16 protein-coding genes are annotated in these 17334 nt (G+C 63.2%); 11 read left to right on the top strand and 5 right to left on the bottom strand.

The genetic code is table 11. The features are described from left to right. Window positions 1–160 precede the first annotated feature (160 nt). The 11 genes from ABDK11_RS05560 to yjgA all read left to right on the top strand — a co-directional run bounded on the left by ABDK11_RS05560 (window position 161) and on the right by yjgA (window position 8645). Window positions 161–703 (top strand): HAD family hydrolase, encoded by a 543-nt coding sequence (locus ABDK11_RS05560; RefSeq protein WP_346839308.1) that lies wholly within the window; start codon window positions 161–163, stop codon window positions 701–703. 87 nt (window positions 704–790) lie between these two features. Continuing rightward, the gene (gene lptC, locus ABDK11_RS05555) at window positions 791–1360 is read left to right on the top strand and encodes an LPS export ABC transporter periplasmic protein LptC (RefSeq protein ID WP_346839307.1); all 570 of its coding nucleotides are present in this window, start codon (window positions 791–793) and stop codon (window positions 1358–1360) included. Further along, complete coding sequence (gene lptA / locus ABDK11_RS05550) at window positions 1344–1916, top strand: lipopolysaccharide transport periplasmic protein LptA (protein WP_346839306.1); 573 nt, start codon at window positions 1344–1346, stop codon at window positions 1914–1916. The genes lptC and lptA overlap by 17 nt, the downstream gene beginning before the upstream one ends. A gap of 48 nt (window positions 1917–1964) precedes the next feature. Next, the gene (lptB, locus tag ABDK11_RS05545; protein WP_346839305.1) at window positions 1965–2690 is read left to right on the top strand and encodes an LPS export ABC transporter ATP-binding protein; all 726 of its coding nucleotides are present in this window, start codon (window positions 1965–1967) and stop codon (window positions 2688–2690) included. 284 nt (window positions 2691–2974) lie between these two features. Beyond that, on the top strand, window positions 2975–4420 hold the full coding sequence (locus tag ABDK11_RS05540) for an RNA polymerase factor sigma-54 (RefSeq protein ID WP_346839304.1): 1446 nt from the start codon (window positions 2975–2977) through the stop codon (window positions 4418–4420). A gap of 198 nt (window positions 4421–4618) precedes the next feature. Continuing rightward, window positions 4619–4909, top strand: a complete 291-nt coding sequence (gene raiA / locus ABDK11_RS05535) for a ribosome-associated translation inhibitor RaiA (protein WP_346839303.1) — start codon at window positions 4619–4621, stop codon at window positions 4907–4909. A gap of 3 nt (window positions 4910–4912) precedes the next feature. Further along, complete coding sequence (gene ptsN, locus ABDK11_RS05530; protein WP_346839302.1) at window positions 4913–5374, top strand: PTS IIA-like nitrogen regulatory protein PtsN; 462 nt, start codon at window positions 4913–4915, stop codon at window positions 5372–5374. A 126-nt stretch (window positions 5375–5500) separates the two neighbouring features. Beyond that, on the top strand, window positions 5501–6382 hold the full coding sequence (gene rapZ, locus ABDK11_RS05525; RefSeq protein WP_346839301.1) for an RNase adapter RapZ: 882 nt from the start codon (window positions 5501–5503) through the stop codon (window positions 6380–6382). Between the two features lie 34 nt (window positions 6383–6416). Further along, the gene (locus ABDK11_RS05520; RefSeq protein WP_346839300.1) at window positions 6417–6686 is read left to right on the top strand and encodes an HPr family phosphocarrier protein; all 270 of its coding nucleotides are present in this window, start codon (window positions 6417–6419) and stop codon (window positions 6684–6686) included. 53 nt (window positions 6687–6739) lie between these two features. After that, window positions 6740–8113: a magnesium transporter gene (mgtE, locus tag ABDK11_RS05515; protein WP_346839299.1), complete on the top strand. Its 1374-nt coding sequence runs from the start codon at window positions 6740–6742 to the stop codon at window positions 8111–8113. A gap of 16 nt (window positions 8114–8129) precedes the next feature. Continuing rightward, entirely contained in the window at window positions 8130–8645 is a 516-nt protein-coding gene (gene yjgA / locus ABDK11_RS05510; RefSeq protein WP_346839298.1) for a ribosome biogenesis factor YjgA, read from the top strand. A gap of 581 nt (window positions 8646–9226) precedes the next feature. Here yjgA and ABDK11_RS05505 read toward each other — a convergent pair. From ABDK11_RS05505 to ABDK11_RS05485, 5 genes are all read right to left on the bottom strand, one after another. Then, entirely contained in the window at window positions 9227–10048 is an 822-nt protein-coding gene (locus tag ABDK11_RS05505; protein WP_346839297.1) for a hypothetical protein, read from the bottom strand. A gap of 98 nt (window positions 10049–10146) precedes the next feature. Next, the gene (msrB, locus tag ABDK11_RS05500; RefSeq protein WP_346839296.1) at window positions 10147–10689 is read right to left on the bottom strand and encodes a peptide-methionine (R)-S-oxide reductase MsrB; all 543 of its coding nucleotides are present in this window, start codon (window positions 10687–10689) and stop codon (window positions 10147–10149) included. Between the two features lie 68 nt (window positions 10690–10757). Beyond that, window positions 10758–15107 (bottom strand): YhdP family protein, encoded by a 4350-nt coding sequence (locus ABDK11_RS05495; RefSeq protein ID WP_346839295.1) that lies wholly within the window; start codon window positions 15105–15107, stop codon window positions 10758–10760. Between the two features lie 72 nt (window positions 15108–15179). Then, window positions 15180–16670 carry a ribonuclease G gene (gene rng, locus ABDK11_RS05490; protein WP_346839294.1) on the bottom strand — a complete coding sequence of 497 codons (1491 nt, stop codon included), beginning with the start codon at window positions 16668–16670 and terminating at the stop codon, window positions 15180–15182. Then, complete coding sequence (locus tag ABDK11_RS05485; RefSeq protein WP_346839293.1) at window positions 16667–17290, bottom strand: nucleoside triphosphate pyrophosphatase; 624 nt, start codon at window positions 17288–17290, stop codon at window positions 16667–16669. Before ABDK11_RS05485 ends, rng begins: the two co-directional genes overlap by 4 nt. Between the last annotated feature and the right edge of the window lie 44 nt (window positions 17291–17334).

Here is a 17334-nt window from a genome sequence, read left to right as displayed (position 1 = left end):
AATGGTGCGCGCGGCACACCCCGCAGCCTTCGAGCTTCACCAAATTCAATGCGAAGGCGCCGGAGCCGGGAGCCGTTTGGGAAACATTTGCCGATCAGGCTGTTGAGCAAACGGCTACCGGCTCCGGCGCCGCCCAGATGTTTATAAGGACAGACCACCAGTGACCACGACAGAAGAACAACTCGGCCTGGCCCTGCGCAAAGTGCGCTGGCTGGTGCTGGACGTCGACGGCGTGCTGACCGACGGCCGCCTCTACTTCGACAACAACGGCAACGAACTGAAAACCTTCCACACACTGGACGGCCACGGCATCAAGATGCTGCAGAAATCCGGGGTGCAGGTGGCAATCATCACCGGCCGCCGCAGCGGCGTGGTCGAGCGCCGCGCCCACGACCTCGGCATCCACAAGCTGATCCAGGGCCGCGAGGACAAGTACAAGGCGCTGCAAGAACTGCTCGCCGAAGACAGCTGCCGGCTCGAGGATATCGCCTACGTCGGCGACGACTACCCCGACCTGCTGGTAATGACCCGCATCGGCTGCCCGATTTCGGTCCCCGACGCCGCCCCGCCGGTGCGCGAACGGGCCCTGTGGGTGACCCGCGCGCGCGGCGGTGAAGGCGCCGTGCGCGAAGTCTGCGACCGTATCATGCAGGTCCAGGGCACCTTCGACGCAGCGCTCGCGCCCTACCTCGCCAGCGACTGACAAACGCCACACGGAGGGCCGGCGACACCGGCCCACAACAAAGCGAAACGCACGGCCACCCGCCGGTTTGAGCAATGGAGAATACAAATGCGTACCTGGCTGCCGATGGTCATCGTCGTCGCCCTGATCTGCGCCGGTCTCTGGTTTGCCGAGAGCCCGCCGGAGCAATTGATGGGCAAGCGACCCACGCGGAAAGAACAGAACCGCGCCCCCGACCTGGTGATCCGCGGTGCCAAGACACGTCATTTCAACCCGGAGGGCACCCTCGCCTACCGCGTGGATGCAGACAAGATCTCCTTCTTCCAGTTCTCGCGCCGCGACCGCGCCAACCTGACCGAACCGCGTATACTTTTCTACCAGGAAGACAAGCCCAAATGGCGCACCGTGTCCCACTCCGGCGTGGCCTACAACAACGGGCAGCGGGTGGTACTCAAGGGCGATGTCAAAATCACCGAACAACCGGCACCCGGTGGCGTACACCTGGAAACCGAGCAAATCACTATCAAGCCGCGGCAGGAATACGCCGAGACCAACAAAGTTGTTAATATTATCGCCGGCCCCAATCACACCCGGGGAAAAGGCCTGCGCGCCTACCTGAAACAGGACCGGGTGGAAATCCTTGCCGATGTGGAAAGTAGCTATGAACCGCTCAAATAATCTGTCGCAACGCCTGGCCCTGCTCGCCACCCTGTGCGCCCTCGCTGTCAGCACTCAAGTCAGTGCACTGCCCGACGACCGCAGCCAGCCGATCAAGGTGCAGGCGCAGAAGCTCGAGGCCAACCGCGGCAAGAACCTGTCCATCTACAGCGGCAAGGTGGTCATCACTCAGGGCTCACTGCAGATCCGTGCCGATCGGGTCGAGGTTCACGGCAGTCCCAGCGGCGAAATCAAACGTGTGGTCGCAGTGGGCAAACCCGCGCACTTCCAGCAACAGGTGCAACAGAGCGAAAATCCGGTCAAAGCCAATGCCCTGCGCATCGAATTTACGGTCAGCTCCGACAAGCTGCACCTGTCTGGCGATGCCCACGTCGACCGGGACGGCAATACGCTGACCGCCGAACGTATCGATTACGACATGAACACCGAACAAATGCAGGCGGAAGGCCAGTCTAATGATGGCCGCGTGGAAATGATCTGGAAGCCGGAAAAGAAAGCCACGGGTGACCAATCCGCCGGCGGTGAAAAAACAAAAGAACCGCAGCAACAGCAATAACCGGCGCACTGCGATCGCGCCGGGTAAAAATTAATTTCGGAACACACTATGCCAACGCTGCAAGCGTTACATCTCGCCAAACAGTACAAGAAACGCAAAGTTGTCCACGACGTCTCCGTCAGCGTCAGCAGCGGCCAGATCGTCGGCCTGCTCGGTCCCAACGGCGCCGGCAAGACCACCTGTTTTTACATGATCGCCGGGCTGGTGCAGGCCGACGCCGGCCAAGTGCTGATCGATGCGGAAGATATCACGCGCCTGTCGATGCACGGCCGTGCGCGCAAGGGTATCGGCTACCTGCCGCAAGAGGCCTCGGTCTTCCGGCGCCTGTCAGTGCGCGACAATATCCTCGCCATTCTTGAGACCCGCAAGGACCTGACGCGCGCCGGGCGCCTGGAGCAACTGCAGCAACTGTTGCAGGAGTTCAATATCACCCACATCGAGCACAGTCTCGGCATGGCCCTGTCCGGCGGCGAGCGCCGCCGCGTAGAGATCGCCCGCGCGCTGGCCACGGACCCGGATTTCGTCTTGCTGGACGAGCCCTTTGCCGGCGTCGACCCGATTTCCGTCAACGATATCAAGCAGATCATCCGCCATCTGCGCGACCGCGGCATCGGCGTGCTGATCACCGACCACAATGTGCGCGAGACCCTGGATATCTGCGAGACCGCTTATATCGTCAGCGAGGGCCATATCATCGCCTCCGGCGCACCCGCCGAGGTCATGAACAACCAACAGGTACGCGAGGTCTACCTCGGCCACGACTTTACGATCTGATCGCCGCCTGATCCGGACGTTGTTGATGGAGCGCCGGAGTGCACTCCATCAATGCGCCCTGGCAATTTCCGCGAAATCGCCAACCCGCCCCCCACTCAAACAGTGGTGCGGCCGCAAGGCTCCCCGCCTCTAAGCCCTCTCATCGCGCATCTGTCATTCCGCGCCGCCCAAGCTGCGCCAAAAGTCGGCACACTTATTGCTTGTAATCGACGAATCAGAGGGTTAGTCTGCAACATCTTCGATATGTAGACGATTCATCCGCCGTATTGGCTCAAATGCCCTCTATGAAGCAGTCTCTCCAGTTAAAGCTCGGCACTCAGCTGACCATGACGCCACAGCTGCAACAGGCTATTCGCCTGCTGCAACTGTCGACATTGGACCTGCAGCAGGAAGTCCAGTCGGCGCTCGACAGCAATCCGCTACTGGAGATGGACGGCGAAGAGCACCACGGCGACAGCGCCGAGCAGAACACCCAATCCGAAGACCCCGGCGCCACAGCGGCGGCCAGCGAGACCACCACCGACAGCGACTGGAACCAGGACATCCCCGAAGACCTTCCGGTCGACACCCAGTGGGACGATATCTACGGTGGCGCCAGCAGTTACAGCGGCGGCGAGGGGGATGAAATGGCGCTGGACCAGCGCAATTCGGTCCCGGACAGCCTGCACGACCAGCTGCTGTGGCAACTCAACCTCACCGCCCTGTCCCCCCTGGACAAACTGATCGGCGAAAACCTGATCGATGCCATCTCGCCGCGCGGCTTTCTGGAGGCCTGTCCCGCCGAACTGGGGACCGCACTGGACGTCGGCGAGGACGAAGTGCTCGCGGTGCTCAAGATTATCCAACAGTTCGAGCCCGCCGGCTGCGGCGCCCGCGATCTGCGCGAATGCCTGCTCTTGCAGCTCCAGCAGTTACCGCCACAGACGCCCTGGCTGGAGCAGGCGCAGCTGGTCGTGGATCGCTTCCTGGATCTGCTGGGCAAGCGCGACTTCCGCAGCCTGAGCCGCCGCACCCGGTTGAGCGAAGCGCAGCTGGGTGACGTAGTGCGCCTGATCCAGACGCTGAACCCCCATCCCGGGGAAGCGGTCGGCGGCGACGAGCCCCACTACGTGATTCCGGATATCGTCGTCAGCCGCCGCCAGCAGCGCTGGATGGTGGAGCTGAACCCGGAGACGACCCCGCGCCTGCGCATCAACGGCGACTACGCCGCGATGATCAAGCGCGCAGACAATTCCAGCGATAACAATTTCCTGCGCGATCACCTGCAGGAGGCACGCTGGTTCCTCAAAAGCCTGCAGAGCCGCCACGAAACACTGCTCAAGGTGGCCACCTGTATTGTCGAAAAGCAGCAGGGGTTTTTCGAGCTGGGCCCGGAGGGGATGAAACCAATGGTACTGGCGGATATCGCCGAAACCATCGGCATGCACGAATCCACCATCTCCCGGGTTACTACACAGAAGTACATGCTCACGCCCCGCGGCGTGTTCGAACTCAAGTACTTCTTCTCCAGCCATGTGAGCACCAACTCCGGTGAGGATGCCTCCTCCACTGCCATCCGTGCCATGATCCGCAAGCTGATCGACAGCGAACAGCCGCGCAAGCCCCTGTCCGACAACAAGATTACCCAGGAGCTGGACACGCAGGGGATCAAGGTGGCGCGGCGCACCGTGGCCAAGTACCGCGAATCCATGGGGATTCCCTCTTCAAGCGAGCGCAAGCGCCTGGTGTGACGATCCCAACGCACGCTTTTTGACCGCAACAGAAATACCGGTCACACTTTCTCGGGCGCCGGCTGCCACACTGGTCGCGACCAGGTGCCAAACTTTGAGTGTATCCTTCCAATCTGGCGCACTTCCTAGTAGGGTTGCCGCCCTGACGGAGTGCGCTGGTGACACAGCGGTCATATCGCGCTCGCAGAGGAGAACTCCATGCAAATCAATATCAGTGGTCACCATGTTGACCTGACACCGCCCATTCGCGACTACTGCGAAAGCAAGCTGGAAAAACTCTCCCGTCACTACGACAACATCACCAATGCCCAGGTTATCCTCTCGGTCGAGAAACTGGTGCAGAAAGCCGAGGCACGGGTGCATATCAACGGGCACGACCTGTGCGCGGGCTCGGAAGATGAAGATATGTACGCGGCCATCGATGCCGTTTCCGACAAGCTGGACCGCCAGCTGAAGAAACACAAAGAGAAGTTGCAGAAACACCGATAAACTATGACATTGGAAGCGTTACTCTCTCCCCGCCTGAGTCTCTGTCACCTGGCGGGGAGCAGCAAAAAAAAGCTGCTGCTCAATATTGCCCAGGCCATTGCCGAACAATATCCACAATTCGACGCCGACACTATTTTCAATCAGTTGATCGCCCGTGAGCGCCTCGGCTCCACCGGCATCGGGGAAGGTGTCGCCATTCCCCACTGCCGGCTGCCCGGCTGTGGGCACGCGATCGGTGTCCTCTGCACCACCGAGCCCGCAGTGGATTTCGACGCCGCCGATCGCCAGCCGGTGGACCTGCTGTTCGCCCTGCTGGTACCCGAAGACGCCGAGCAGGAGCACCTGGAAACACTCGCGGAGATCGCTGCACTGTTTTCCGACAGCCGCGTGCGTGAAAAACTGCGCCAGGCACAGACGGGCGACGAGCTCTACGCGCTGGCGATCGACAGCGCCGCTGCCGCCTGAGCGCCGCAGCCGCAAAAACAGGCAACGCAAACACAATAATCCGTTCACGCGGGACAAATAGTGTTGAGCCGTAGACGGGAAACCCCGATCATTAACCCCAGCTCAAGAAGACCCGGTAATTGATCCATGCGCCTGGTGATTATCAGCGGCCGCTCCGGCTCAGGTAAAAGTTCCGCCCTGCAACTGCTCGAGGATGTGGGTTTCAATTGTATCGACAACCTGCCCGCCAGCCTGCTGCCCGAACTGGTCAAGCGGATGCGCGAGCAGCCTCAGCAACTGACCCACAACGCACTGAACGGAAGCCCGCGACTGGCACTGGGTATCGATGCCCGCAACCTGTGGCAGGATGTGCAGCAGGCCCCGCAGGTCATTTCCACGCTGCGCGAGAGTGGCGTACAGTGCGACCTCATCTACCTTGATGCCCGCTCACCGGTGCTGGTGCAGCGCTTCAGCGAGACCCGCCGCAAGCACCCACTTAGTGACAACCGCACCCACCTGCTGGAAGCGCTGAACCGGGAAAAGGAACTGCTGGCCCCATTGGCGGCCATGGCCGATCTGGTGATCGATACCAGCAGCCTCAGCCTGCACCAGTTGCGCGACCTGGTAAAAACCCGCGTGGTCGGCCGCGATTCGCCGGGTATGGCAATCCTGTTCCAGTCATTCGGCTTCAAGCACGGTGTCCCGGTAGACGCCGACCTGGTGTTCGACCTGCGCTGCCTGCCCAACCCCTACTGGGTCGCCGAGCTGCGCCAGAAAACCGGCCTGGATCCGGAAGTGGCCGAATACCTGCGCAGCCACCCGGAAACCGAGGCCATGCAGCGCGACATTACCGAGTTTCTGGAGCGCTGGTTGCCCGCCTACCAGCGCAGTAACCGCAGCTATACCTGCATATCCATCGGTTGTACCGGCGGGCGCCACCGCTCCGTCTACATGGTCGAACAGCTGCGCGAGATATTTGCCCGGCAATTCGGCAATGTGCAGGTACGCCACCGCGAGCAGCAGCCGTGAGCCGCCGCCCGCCAGTCCACAGATAATCGCCGCCATGCAGAAAACCCGCCTTACCATCATCAACAAACTGGGCCTGCACGCCCGCGCGGCCAGTAAGCTCGCGCAGACTTCCGCGCGCTTTTCGGCGGATATCCGGGTGTATTGCCGTGGCAAGGCGGTGGACGGCAAGAGCGTCATGGCACTGATGCTGCTGGCCGCCGGCAAGGGCAGTGAACTGGAGCTTGAGGTCGAGGGCCGCGACGAAGACGACGCCTTGACCGCAATCAGCGCGCTGATTGCCGACCGCTTCGGGGAAGCCGAGTAATGCGCCGGTCCTCCCCTGCATTACTCCGCATTCCGTATTAACGAGGCCTTTGCGTGCCCAATCCGCCCTCCGCCGAGATCCAGTTTCGTACCCAGAACCGGCTGAGCCAGCTGTTCACCGCGCTCGACAGCGGCACCGGGCGCGAGGTCCAGCGCATGCTCGGCACCCTGTCGCCACCGAGCATCGCGCAGCTACTGGAGAGCTCGCCACCGCGCATCCGCCAGGTGCTGTGGAAACTGATCGACCGCGAGATCGAGGGCGAGGTACTGCAGGAGCTCCCGGACGAGGTCCGCAGCCAGATTCTCTCCACCATGGACACCGAGGAAATGGTGGCGGTGATGGAGGGGCTGGACGCCGACGACGTCGCCGACATACTCCAGGACCTGCCCGAGCGCGTTATGGGCGAAGTCCTCGCCGCGATGAGCGAGACCGACCGCCGCCGCGTCGAGAGCGTCCTCGCCTACGACGAGGAGACCGCCGGCGGCCTGATGGACACGGACACCATCTCCGTGCGCCCGAACCTGTCCCTGGACGTGGTGCTGCGCTACCTGCGCCGCCATGCGCAGCTGCCGGAATCCACCGATTGCCTGTATGTGGTCAACCGCAAGGGCCAGTACATCGGCCTGTTGCCGCTCTCCAGGTTGCTGACCACTGATCCGTCGGTGACCGTGCGCGAGGTGGTCAACACTGATGTGGAGCCGATCCCGGCGGACCTGCCCGACACCGAAGTCGCCCGCCTGTTCGCCAAGTACGACTGGATCACCGCGCCGGTAGTGGACGACGACAACCGCCTGCTCGGTCGCATCACCATCGACGACGTGGTGGATGTGATTCGCGAGGACGCCGACCACTCGCTGATGAGTCTGGCCGGCCTCGATGAGGAAGAGGACACCTTCGCCCCGGTGCGCCGCACCGCCCGCCGCCGCGCCCTGTGGCTGGGGGTCAACCTGCTCACCGCGCTGCTCGCCTCGTGGGTAATCAGCCTGTTCGAGGGCACCCTGGACAAGGTGGTGGCACTGGCGGTGCTGATGCCGATCGTCGCCAGTATGGGCGGCGTCGCCGGCAGCCAGACGCTGACCGTGGTGATTCGCGGTATGGCACTGGGCCAGATCGGTCGCAGCAATCTGAGCTGGCTGATGACCCGCGAGCTCGGCGCCGGGGTACTCAACGCCCTGCTCTGGTCCCTGGTCATGGGGGCCATCGCCGGACTCTGGTTCGACGACCAGCGACTCGCGATCATCATCGTCGCCGCCATGATCATCAATCTGGTCACCGCCGCCCTCGCTGGCGCGGTATTACCGGTGCTGCTGCGCGCGATGCGTATCGACCCGGCCCTGGCCGGTGGCGTGGCCCTGACCACCGTCACCGACGTGGTGGGCTTTATGTCATTTCTCGGACTGGCCACCTGCTATTATGGCGGCCAGTAATCAACAGGAAGTCACTGTGGAAGAATTTGAAGATTTCGACGGCGAGCTGCCGAAGAGCAAGACCCAGGTTAAACAGGAAATGCACGAGCTGCAGGCACTGGGTACCCAGCTGACCGAGCTTAATGGCGCGCAACTGGCTGAAGTGCCGATCAGCGACGACCTGCGCGAAGCCATCGCCACCCTGCACCGGATCAAGTCCAACGAGGCGCGCCGCCGCCAGAATCAGTATATCGGCAAGCTGATGCGCAGCGAGGACGGCGAGGCCATCGAGGCCGTTCTAAACCGCTTCAAGGAGCGCGACCAGCTGCACCTGCGCTTCGACAAGATGGCCGAAGACTGGCGCGCACGCCTGCTCAAAGAGGGCAAAGCCGCGCAGAGCGACTTCTTCGACAACTACCCCAGCGCCGACCACCAGCAACTGCGCCAGCTGATCCGCGACTCGCAGAAAGAGATCAAAAACAACAAACCGCCCACCAATCAGCGCAAGCTGTTCCGCTTTCTGCGGGATTTCTTTATCCAGGAAGCGGGATAAGGCATCAGCACCAGGCCATTGTAGGGGCGGACCTTGTGTTCGCCCTTTTTCGTTTCTGGGGTTGGGGGTTGGGGTTTAGCGCTAATGTGCTCTGTTCCGGGCCAGGTGGTGGCAAAGTATTGGAGGTAACAGTCCGAAATCGGGTAAGGCGCCCTCTGCTAATACATCCCTGGACCCAAAGCACTCGCTACGCTCGCGGGGCCGGCCCTACGCTCCGGCAGCGACAGTCCGGCCGCTCCATACGTTCACAGCACCTTCGGTCCTGTCGCCGACGGTTTCGAAACGGTACACCTAGCGTTTTCCCTTCGGTTTGCAGTACCTGACTTCGTGAGGTGGTCCAATGAGACTTTCAGGAGGTGATGAACGATATGCGGAGGCGCTGATACCGATAGCTGTTTGCCAGACCTTATGAGGCATGGATGCCAATTAGAGCGTACAGGAATGTATTCACTGGGGGGCGCCTAGCGCGTGTCTGGCAAACAGCTATCGGTAGCAGCGCCGCCACCGGGTTATCCACAATGCCCAGAAAGCAAAAGGGCGAACACAAGGTCCGCCCCACATGGAGAAATTACCCGAGATGACTACTCAGCGCTGGTCTCCGCCTGCCATTCAAACAGGTTCATCTCGATAAAGAAGAAGGCCACCAGCCACAGGAAGGCATCCCAGAAATCCAGGAAGCTGCCGTTAATGCCCCAGTAGATGGCACACAGCATCAGGGTGGAGTACAGCAGCACCTTGATCACCTGCGAGTAGCGCATCATCGAGTCCGACAGCTCGTTGCGCAGTTGCAGCCACACATCGAAGGCCAGAATCACCACCACCAGCACCCAGGCCGCAGCATTGACCACATCCGTGGCCGCCAGCCACTTGATCTCATTCCAGGTATCCACCGTTGCCAGCACCTGAATACCGCCCTGGCGCAGCACGTGTGCATCCGCCAGCGCCGCGCAATTATTGGCCGTCAGCGGCACATAGTCATCCTGACCCACCGCCAGCAGCCAACCGCCCTGACTGGCCAAGTCACAGGCCGACTGCTGCAGCGGCAGCAGATGCGTCAGCGAGGCCATTTCGGCCACGTAGCCGTAGAAGGAATAAAGGATAAACAGGTAACAGAACGCGGAGACCGCATTCAGGCTCCATTTGACCCAGCCACGAATCTTATCGTCCGACAGCACGAAGGTCTCGAGCTCGAATACCAGCAGCAACAGTACCCAGGAGAGGGTATCGATGCTGTCGTTGTAGGCTTCGATCAGCTTGCCGAACTGCAGGCCGTGGGCAAAGACCGCGCCAGCAGCGGCATGATTCTCAGTGAAAAAGGCGTATACGTTGCAAGTAAGTAACAGGTAGACAGCGTATTTGAAGACCCGGAACAGGGTATATCGCTTGACGGGGGCTCCCGTCACTGTGGCCACCTCGGACATCGGCACGGACCTCTGTTGATTATTGTTGTACCTCTGCTCTGCGGCCCTTCGCACAGGCCGCAGGCAACAATATCGAATAATTATTCGGTTTTTGCAACCGCCGGAACAAAATCCAGCGCCAGCGAGTTCAGGCAGTAGCGCAAACCGGTCGGGGCAGGTCCATCTTTGAACACGTGGCCCAGGTGCTCACCACAGGCCGACAGTACCTCGGTGCGGTGCATCCCGAGGCTGTTGTCCGGTTTCAGCACGATATTCTGTCGGTAGGCCACGTCCCAGAAACTGGGCCAGCCGGTGTGGGAATCGTATTTCTGGGCCGAGCTGAACACCGGCAGGCGGCAACCCGCCGTCACATAGGTGCCTTCCGCCTTGTTGTGCAGCAGCTTGCCGCTGTAGGCCCGCTCGGTGCCCTTTTCCCACAGGATGCGGTATTGCGCCGGGCTCAGCAGCTGGCGCCACACCGAGCGGGGGATCGCAGCCAGGTTGGTTCCGGCGGCGATATTGGCCTTCGCCTGCGCCACTGTCATGGTACTGTCGGCGCTGTCCTGGGCCTGACCGGCAGGTGCCAGCAGCAGCGCCAACGCCAAGGCGACCAATTTCACGGTATTGTTCATTGTCCTGTTCATCTTCCTCTCCCGCCGCAGCTTCCCTCCCGTTATAGGGTTGGCAACGCCGCAACCGCGAGGGGCATGGCTCAGATTGCCGGCGCTTGCGCCCCGCCGCTATCCGACTCGCGCAGCTGCCGGGGTTCAGGCTGGCGCCCGGACACGGTGCCCGGCGGGTCACTGCCGGCCGGCGGCGCGCGGCTCTCCGCCTCGGCGGCGTTACCCTCGCGACTGGCGCCCTCGTCATCGAACAGCTTGTCGAAGCGCACTTGAGGTTCTGCCCAATCGCCGCTGATGCGGTAACTGACGCTGGCCATCTTGTTGACCTGCTTCTTGAACGCCTTGCTGATCAGGTAGACCCCGGCCGCGGCGGGCAGACCGCCGGCCAGCGCCGCGATCAGCGCCAGGTTGTTGCCCACCGGCAGCGTCGCCACCAGGGTCAGGTTCAGATCCTCGCGCTTGAGGTTGACCCGCCCCGCCATCTGCAACTCGCTGGTTGGTCCCTCCACCTGGATCGGCACCGCGATCAGCAGCTTGCCATCGCCCTCGAAGTACACCTCGCCGCGCACCCGGTCGAAGGCCATGCCGCTCTGGTACAAGTCGGAGAAATCCAGACGCAGGCGCCGCGCCCAGGTATCGAAATTGAACAGCGACAGCAACCGCAGCAACGCCGAGCCGGCGGTGTCTTTGGCGCGCAGGAAACGCCCCTTGCGAATGTCAATCTTCAACTCGCCAGACAGGCCATCGGCGCTGACCCGGGCCGGTGAGCCATCCCAGCGCAGCGCCGTATCAAAACCGGCGCGCTCGCTCTCGATAGCCGGCTCCTGACCCCAGGCGCGCTGCACATCCGCCAGGTTGGCCGCGGTCAAGCGGCCGATGAACTGGGTCGATTCGCTGCCGTCGGGATTGCGCAGCCACATCAGTTGCGCCCCCAGCTTGTGCTCGCCCTCACCGCGCCCTTCGACGCGAACACCGCGAGCGGCGCCGCGGATATCGCTGATCACCAGGCGCTTGGCGGACGGACGCATCCGGAAAGACCAGCGGCCAAAATCCTCCTCGCCGATGCGCAGGCTGTCCGTACTGAAATCCACCCGCGGCAGGCCGGTGAAATCGAATCCGGCCCAGGGGTCGGCTTTCGCCTTGTCGTCGCCCTGCTCCGTCTTGTCGTCGTCCGGCTCGGTTTCGCCCGCCTTCGGTGCCGGTAGCTGCAGATGGCTCAGGTTCAACTGCAGCGGCGTCTCCGCATTGACCACGCCACTCAGCTCACCGGAGGCCATGGCGCTGTCGAACTGCAACTGCCAGTCCGCGCCGAGGCCGCGGCCGTTGACGTGAATATGGTCTATGTCCGCCGCGCCCAGCTGTAGCCGGTCGGTGCTCAGATCGAGGGTGATCGGCAGCGGCTCGGCCGCAGCGGTGTCGGCTGCGTGCGCATCGCCGCCGGAGGATCCAGAGGTCGCATCGCTGGCGGTTCCGCCTGAAGTGGCGGCAGTTGAGGTCGTGTCGGTTGCGGTATCGTCACTGAATACCTGTAACCGCTCCAGCCAGCGGTGCAGGTCTACCTGGGACAGATCACCGGTTACCGCCAGTCCGCGCCGATCCGGCAGCACCGCCTCGGCGTTGAGGCCGATAGCGGCGCGCTCCACCCGGCCGTTCACTTGCCAGAACTGCCCCTGCAGGTGTTCGCCGTAATTCATATGGAAAAGCGTACCCTGCTCGCCAATCGGGGCGCGCAGCACATACGCGGTGCGCGCGTCCCGCGCCTTGCCGAACGGCGCCGGCAGGTCAACGGCGACACCGGCGAGGTCCGAGCTGAGTTCAAATACCGCCGCGTAGGGCTTGTGCTTGGCCCGTGCCGGGATGGTCACCAGGGCGCGGTAATCGAAATCCCCATCGAGCCAGGCCAGCTCCGGGCGGGCGCTCCAGGCCTTTACCGCGGCAATACTGCTGCTGCCGTCGATCACCACCTGGGTGTCGCGTAGCTCGCCCTCGCCCAGATGCTGGATATGCGCTCTCAGGCGGCGACCCCAGAGGTCGCCGGTAAGACTGGTGCCGGCGAGGCCGCTGTCGCTGTCGAAGTGCACCGCACCGTCGAGATGGTCCACCGCCAGGCGCAGGTTCTGCAGCTGCAGTTTTCCACCCTGCAGCTGCACTTGCACGCTCTGCCGCGGCGCCACCTCGGCACCGCCGAGCGGTTGCGACAGGGTCAGGCTGCCCGCCATGCGACCGTCCAGCTTCCAGTCGTCGAATGCGCTGCCCAACTGCTTGCGCAGCGGTGAATCCCGCAGCAGCCGGAGCCCGTCCGCCGCCGGCCCGCTCAACTGCGCGCGTACGCCCAGTAGCGAGCCCTGCCCCACCGGGCTGGGAGTCACTGCCACCTCAATATTGCGCGCGTCAATCTGCCACAGGCGCGCGCTGTGGGCATCCACCTGCACGTCGCGGTCGTCGACACGCAGGCGTGCGGCCACGGCACGCGCCGCCGGCCAGCCGGGCGCATAGTCCAGGCTGCCGTTGTCGATGTCCGCGGCTACCTGCACGGTCTGGCGGTCCGGATGCTCGCCCAGGGCCTGCAAGTGCGGATTGTCGCCTTCGTGATAATTGGAACCGCGGTAGATAAACGCCGCGCGCTGTACCCGTCCCGGGTTGTGTGCCCCCACCGCACGGTTGAGCCAGTCGCGCAGATTGTCACTGACCGTTTCCGGCACCAGCTGCTGCTGCGCTGTCAGCGGCGCATCGCGCAGCCCCAGCGACAGGGTAAAGTCCGCGGCGCGGGTGTGCGGGTGGAACGGCAACTGCAGCAGGAACTGGCCGTTGATATCGCCCAGCTTGCCGTCCAGTTGCAGCGGCCCCGAGTAGATCTGTACCGAGTTGTTCGCCTTGTCGACCGACCAGGCCACCGTGCCGTTGGCGCGCTCGAAGGTGAAGGCGTGCGGGTAGAGTTTCGGGAACTGCATGCTGAAGCCGGGGCCGCCGTCCAGCTCTACGCGGCCGTTGGCGCCGCGCACTTCCAGATAGCCATCCAGCGCATGTACGGCGGGGGCGCCGCGGTAGGCGGCGGCGCTGAAGTCACGCAGGTTGGCGCGCAATACGATCTGGCCACCCGGATCGCGGGAAAACTGCACCCGTTGCAGGGCGCCGCTGGGCTGCAACGCCTGCAACCACTCCGCGGCCGGCCCCTTGAGCAGCGCCATCCGTTGCAGGATCCTGCCCCAGGCACCCACATCGACCCGGTCCACCGTCAGCTGCAATCCATCGGCCGCACTGCTGCTGGCCTGCAGGTTGAGCGGCGGCATCGGCAGATCGCGCCAGCCCAGCTGGATATTCTGCAGCGCGAGTTGCCACTGGCTGCCCGGTTGCCAGTGGCCGGAGACTTCGCCGGACAGAGACTGCAGCGGCGCCATGATCTGCGCCTGCTTCGATGCAGCATCGGGCTGTTTCGCCACGGCGGCCTGCTGGGGCGCGGCATTTTGCTTCGCGGCGGTGCCCTGTTTGGTGGCGGCGCTTTTGTTAGCTCCGGCACCCGGAACCGCGGCGGCACTGTCGGCGCGGGCCAGATTGAGGCGTCCGCGCAGGCGGTAGCCCTGCTGGCTGTCGCTCTGCAGCCACAACTTACCGCGTGCCAGTTTGGGGCCGCTCCAGTGATAGCGCTGTGGCAGCGGCAGCATCTGCTGCAACAGCGAGACAATATCGGCATCGAGCAGCAGCTCGTTCAACTGGACATAACCGTCGACGGAGAAATGCCGCTTGTCGCGGGGATTGCCGCGGCCTTCGAGCACCAGCCGCAGTGTCTCGGCCCCGCCGTCCAGCTCAGCATCCTGGTCCGCGCGGGTCAGGAAGGCGCGGCCGGTGAGGCGGTGAAATCCGCCGCTGTTCTCCAGCAGTATCTGCGGCAGCTGGACCTGGGCGGCAGGCCCGTCCGGCAGGCGCAGGGTGATACTGGCATTGCGCACTTGCACCTTGGGCCCCAGCTGGAAGATACGCGCGGGATCACCCAGGCGCCGGGCGCCGCCGGGCTTGTGCGTCGGCGCCGGCAAATCGCCGGCGGGGAAACCCTCGATATGCCAACCACCGTCGGCGGTACGGCTGAGCTCGGCGGAAAAGTCCCGCACCTGCAGGTTTTTCCACACCAGCTCGCGGTTCCACAGGCTCGCCAGCAAGTCGAGGTGAAACAGGCCGTAGCCCATCTTGACCTGGCCCTGTGCCCCCAGGCGCAGGCCATCCAGCTGCAGCGCCACTTCCAGCGCCTGCCAGCGCAGCGACAGGCCGTCCATCTGCACCGGCACGCCGAGGCGCGCCGACAGCCAGTGGCTGATCTGCGGGCGATAGTTCTCCACCTGCGGTGACAGAATGCGGCCGGTCTGCACCAGGATTGCCAGACCGATAACCAGCGATATCACCAGCAGCCAGAACTTGCGCGCCAGCCAGCGCAGTGTGCCGATCACCGCTCACCTCCCGGCACGCGATGCGCGAGCGGTCGCGGTGCGCGGCGGCGCGACACCGATGGACGGAAAATCTCACACCAGAACAATGTCGTATTGCTCCTGGTTGTAAATCGGCTCTACCTGGAACTGGATAGGCCGGTCGATAAACTCCTCCAGATCCGCCACATTGGCCGACTCTTCGTCGAGTAGCAGATCGATCACCATCTGGCTGGCCAACACCATGATCTTGTCACTGTCGTAGGCCCGCGCCTCGCGGATGATCTCGCGGAAGATCTCGTAACAGACCGTCTCGGCGCTCTTCAGCGAGCCGCGCCCGCCGCACACCGGGCAGGATTCACACAGGAACTGGCCGAGGGATTCGCGTGTGCGTTTGCGTGTCATCTCCACCAGGCCCAGCTCGGACACACCGGTAATACTGGTCTTCGCGTGGTCCCGTTCCAGCGTCTTCTCCAGCGTACGCAGGACCTGGCGCTGGTGCTCGGGGTCTTTCATATCGATGAAATCGATAATGATGATGCCACCCAGGTTGCGCAGGCGCAGCTGGCGCGCAATGGCGGTGGCCGCTTCGAGATTGGTCTTGAAAATGGTCTCTTCGAGGTTGCGGTGGCCGACGAACGCCCCGGTGTTGACGTCGATGGTACTCATCGCCTCGGTTTGCTCGACGATCAGGTAGCCGCCGGACTTGAGCGTAACCTTGTTGTGCAGCGCCTTGTGGATTTCCTCTTCGACACCGTAGATATCGAACAGCGGCCGCTCGCCGGGATAATGCTCCAGGCGGCCGGCAATTTCCGGCGCATATTTGCCGGCAAACTCCGCCGCGCGACCGTGGGCCTCGCGGGAATCGATACGGATTTTTTCCATGTGCGGCCGCGCCAGGTCGCGCAGCGCGCGCATAAACAGCGGCAGATCCTCATAGATCACCGACGGCAGCGGGCGCGACTTGATGCGCTCTTCCAGTTCGCCCCACAACTTGTAGAGGAACGGAATATCCCGCAACAGCTCCTCCTCGCTGACCCCCTCGGCGACGGTGCGCAGGATAAAGCCGCCATCGCCGCTGTGACCCTCCTGTGCCAGTTTGGCCGAAGCGCCCTCGACCAGCTCGCGCAGGCGCTCGCGCTCGCCCTCGTCCTCGATGCGGTTGGAGATACCGATATGACGGGTCTGCGGCATGTACACCAGATAACGCGCGGAGACCGACAGGTGTGTGGTCAGGCGCGCGCCCTTGCTGCTGATCGGGTCCTTGACCACCTGCACCACCAGCGACTGGCCCTCGCGCACCAGCGCGCGGATATCCGCCACTTCCACCGGTTCGCGCGACTCCATACCCTCATCGTCGAGCGGCGCTATGTCAGAGGCGTGGATGAACCCGGCCCGCTCCAGGCCGATATCCACAAACGCCGCCTGCATCCCCGGCAGCACACGTACCACCTTACCCTTGTAGATATTGCCGACAATGCCGCGGCGCGCGCTGCGCTCCAGATAGACTTCCTGCAAAACGCCGTTTTCCACCAGCGCCACACGGGTCTCCATCGGAGCCACATTGATCAGTAATTCTTCGCTCACGCGACACTCCCTGCGCCGGCCCAGTAGGGGATGCCGGCCTGTTCCAACATCGGCACCAGCGTTTCCAGCGGCAGCCCCACCACATTGCTATAGCTGCCACGGATGGATTCCACCAGCGCCGCGCCCAGCCCCTGAATGCCGTAGCCACCGGCCTTGTCGGCGGGCTCACCGGTATGCCAGTACGTCTCGATCAGCTGTTCATTGAGAGGGCGAAAGCGCACGCGGGTTTCCACCAGTTCAAGGAACTGGCGCTCGGCACCATTCAGACACACAGCGGTCAGCACCCGGTGCTCGCGACCGGATAAAAGCTGCATCATCGCCGCAAATGCGGCGAAATCGCCCGGTTTTTCCAGCACTTCGTCGCCGGCCAGCACCAGGGTGTCGGCACCCAGCACCCATAGCCCGGTATCGTCGCCGGCGGCGCTGATGGCGCGGCCCGCCGCGGCTTTGTCGCGCGCCAGGCGCCCAATATAGTCCCGGGCGGATTCACCGCTGCGGCGCTGTTCGGCCACGTCCGGCGTGACCCGCGCGAAAGGCACGCCAATCTGCGCCAGCAATTCCGCGCGGCGCGGCGAGCCGGAGGCAAGCAGGAGGCGGCTGTGGGCAGGGGTATTTGGCACTGTACTGCTTATTGTTGATGGATCAGCGACCGATTATAGCCGCA

The sequence above is a fragment of the Microbulbifer sp. SAOS-129_SWC genome, assembly GCF_039696035.1.
Lineage (GTDB): Bacteria > Pseudomonadota > Gammaproteobacteria > Pseudomonadales > Cellvibrionaceae > Microbulbifer.
The sequence above is the reverse complement of the archived record's forward strand: the minus strand, read 5'-3'. Positions and strand labels throughout refer to the sequence as shown.

Bases quoted from the DNA above. Each gene is read 5' to 3' on its own strand.
- lptC (WP_346839307.1), top strand. From the start codon at position 791: ATGCGTACCTGGCTGCCGATGGTCATCGTCGTCGCCCTGATCTGCGCC.
- lptA (WP_346839306.1), top strand. From the start codon at position 1,344: ATGAACCGCTCAAATAATCTGTCGCAACGCCTGGCCCTGCTCGCCACC.
- lptB (WP_346839305.1), top strand. From the start codon at position 1,965: ATGCCAACGCTGCAAGCGTTACATCTCGCCAAACAGTACAAGAAACGC.
- ABDK11_RS05540 (WP_346839304.1), top strand. From the start codon at position 2,975: ATGAAGCAGTCTCTCCAGTTAAAGCTCGGCACTCAGCTGACCATGACG.
- raiA (WP_346839303.1), top strand. From the start codon at position 4,619: ATGCAAATCAATATCAGTGGTCACCATGTTGACCTGACACCGCCCATT.
- ptsN (WP_346839302.1), top strand. From the start codon at position 4,913: ATGACATTGGAAGCGTTACTCTCTCCCCGCCTGAGTCTCTGTCACCTG.
- rapZ (WP_346839301.1), top strand. From the start codon at position 5,501: ATGCGCCTGGTGATTATCAGCGGCCGCTCCGGCTCAGGTAAAAGTTCC.
- ABDK11_RS05520 (WP_346839300.1), top strand. From the start codon at position 6,417: ATGCAGAAAACCCGCCTTACCATCATCAACAAACTGGGCCTGCACGCC.
- msrB (WP_346839296.1), bottom strand. From the start codon at position 10,689: ATGAACAGGACAATGAACAATACCGTGAAATTGGTCGCCTTGGCGTTG.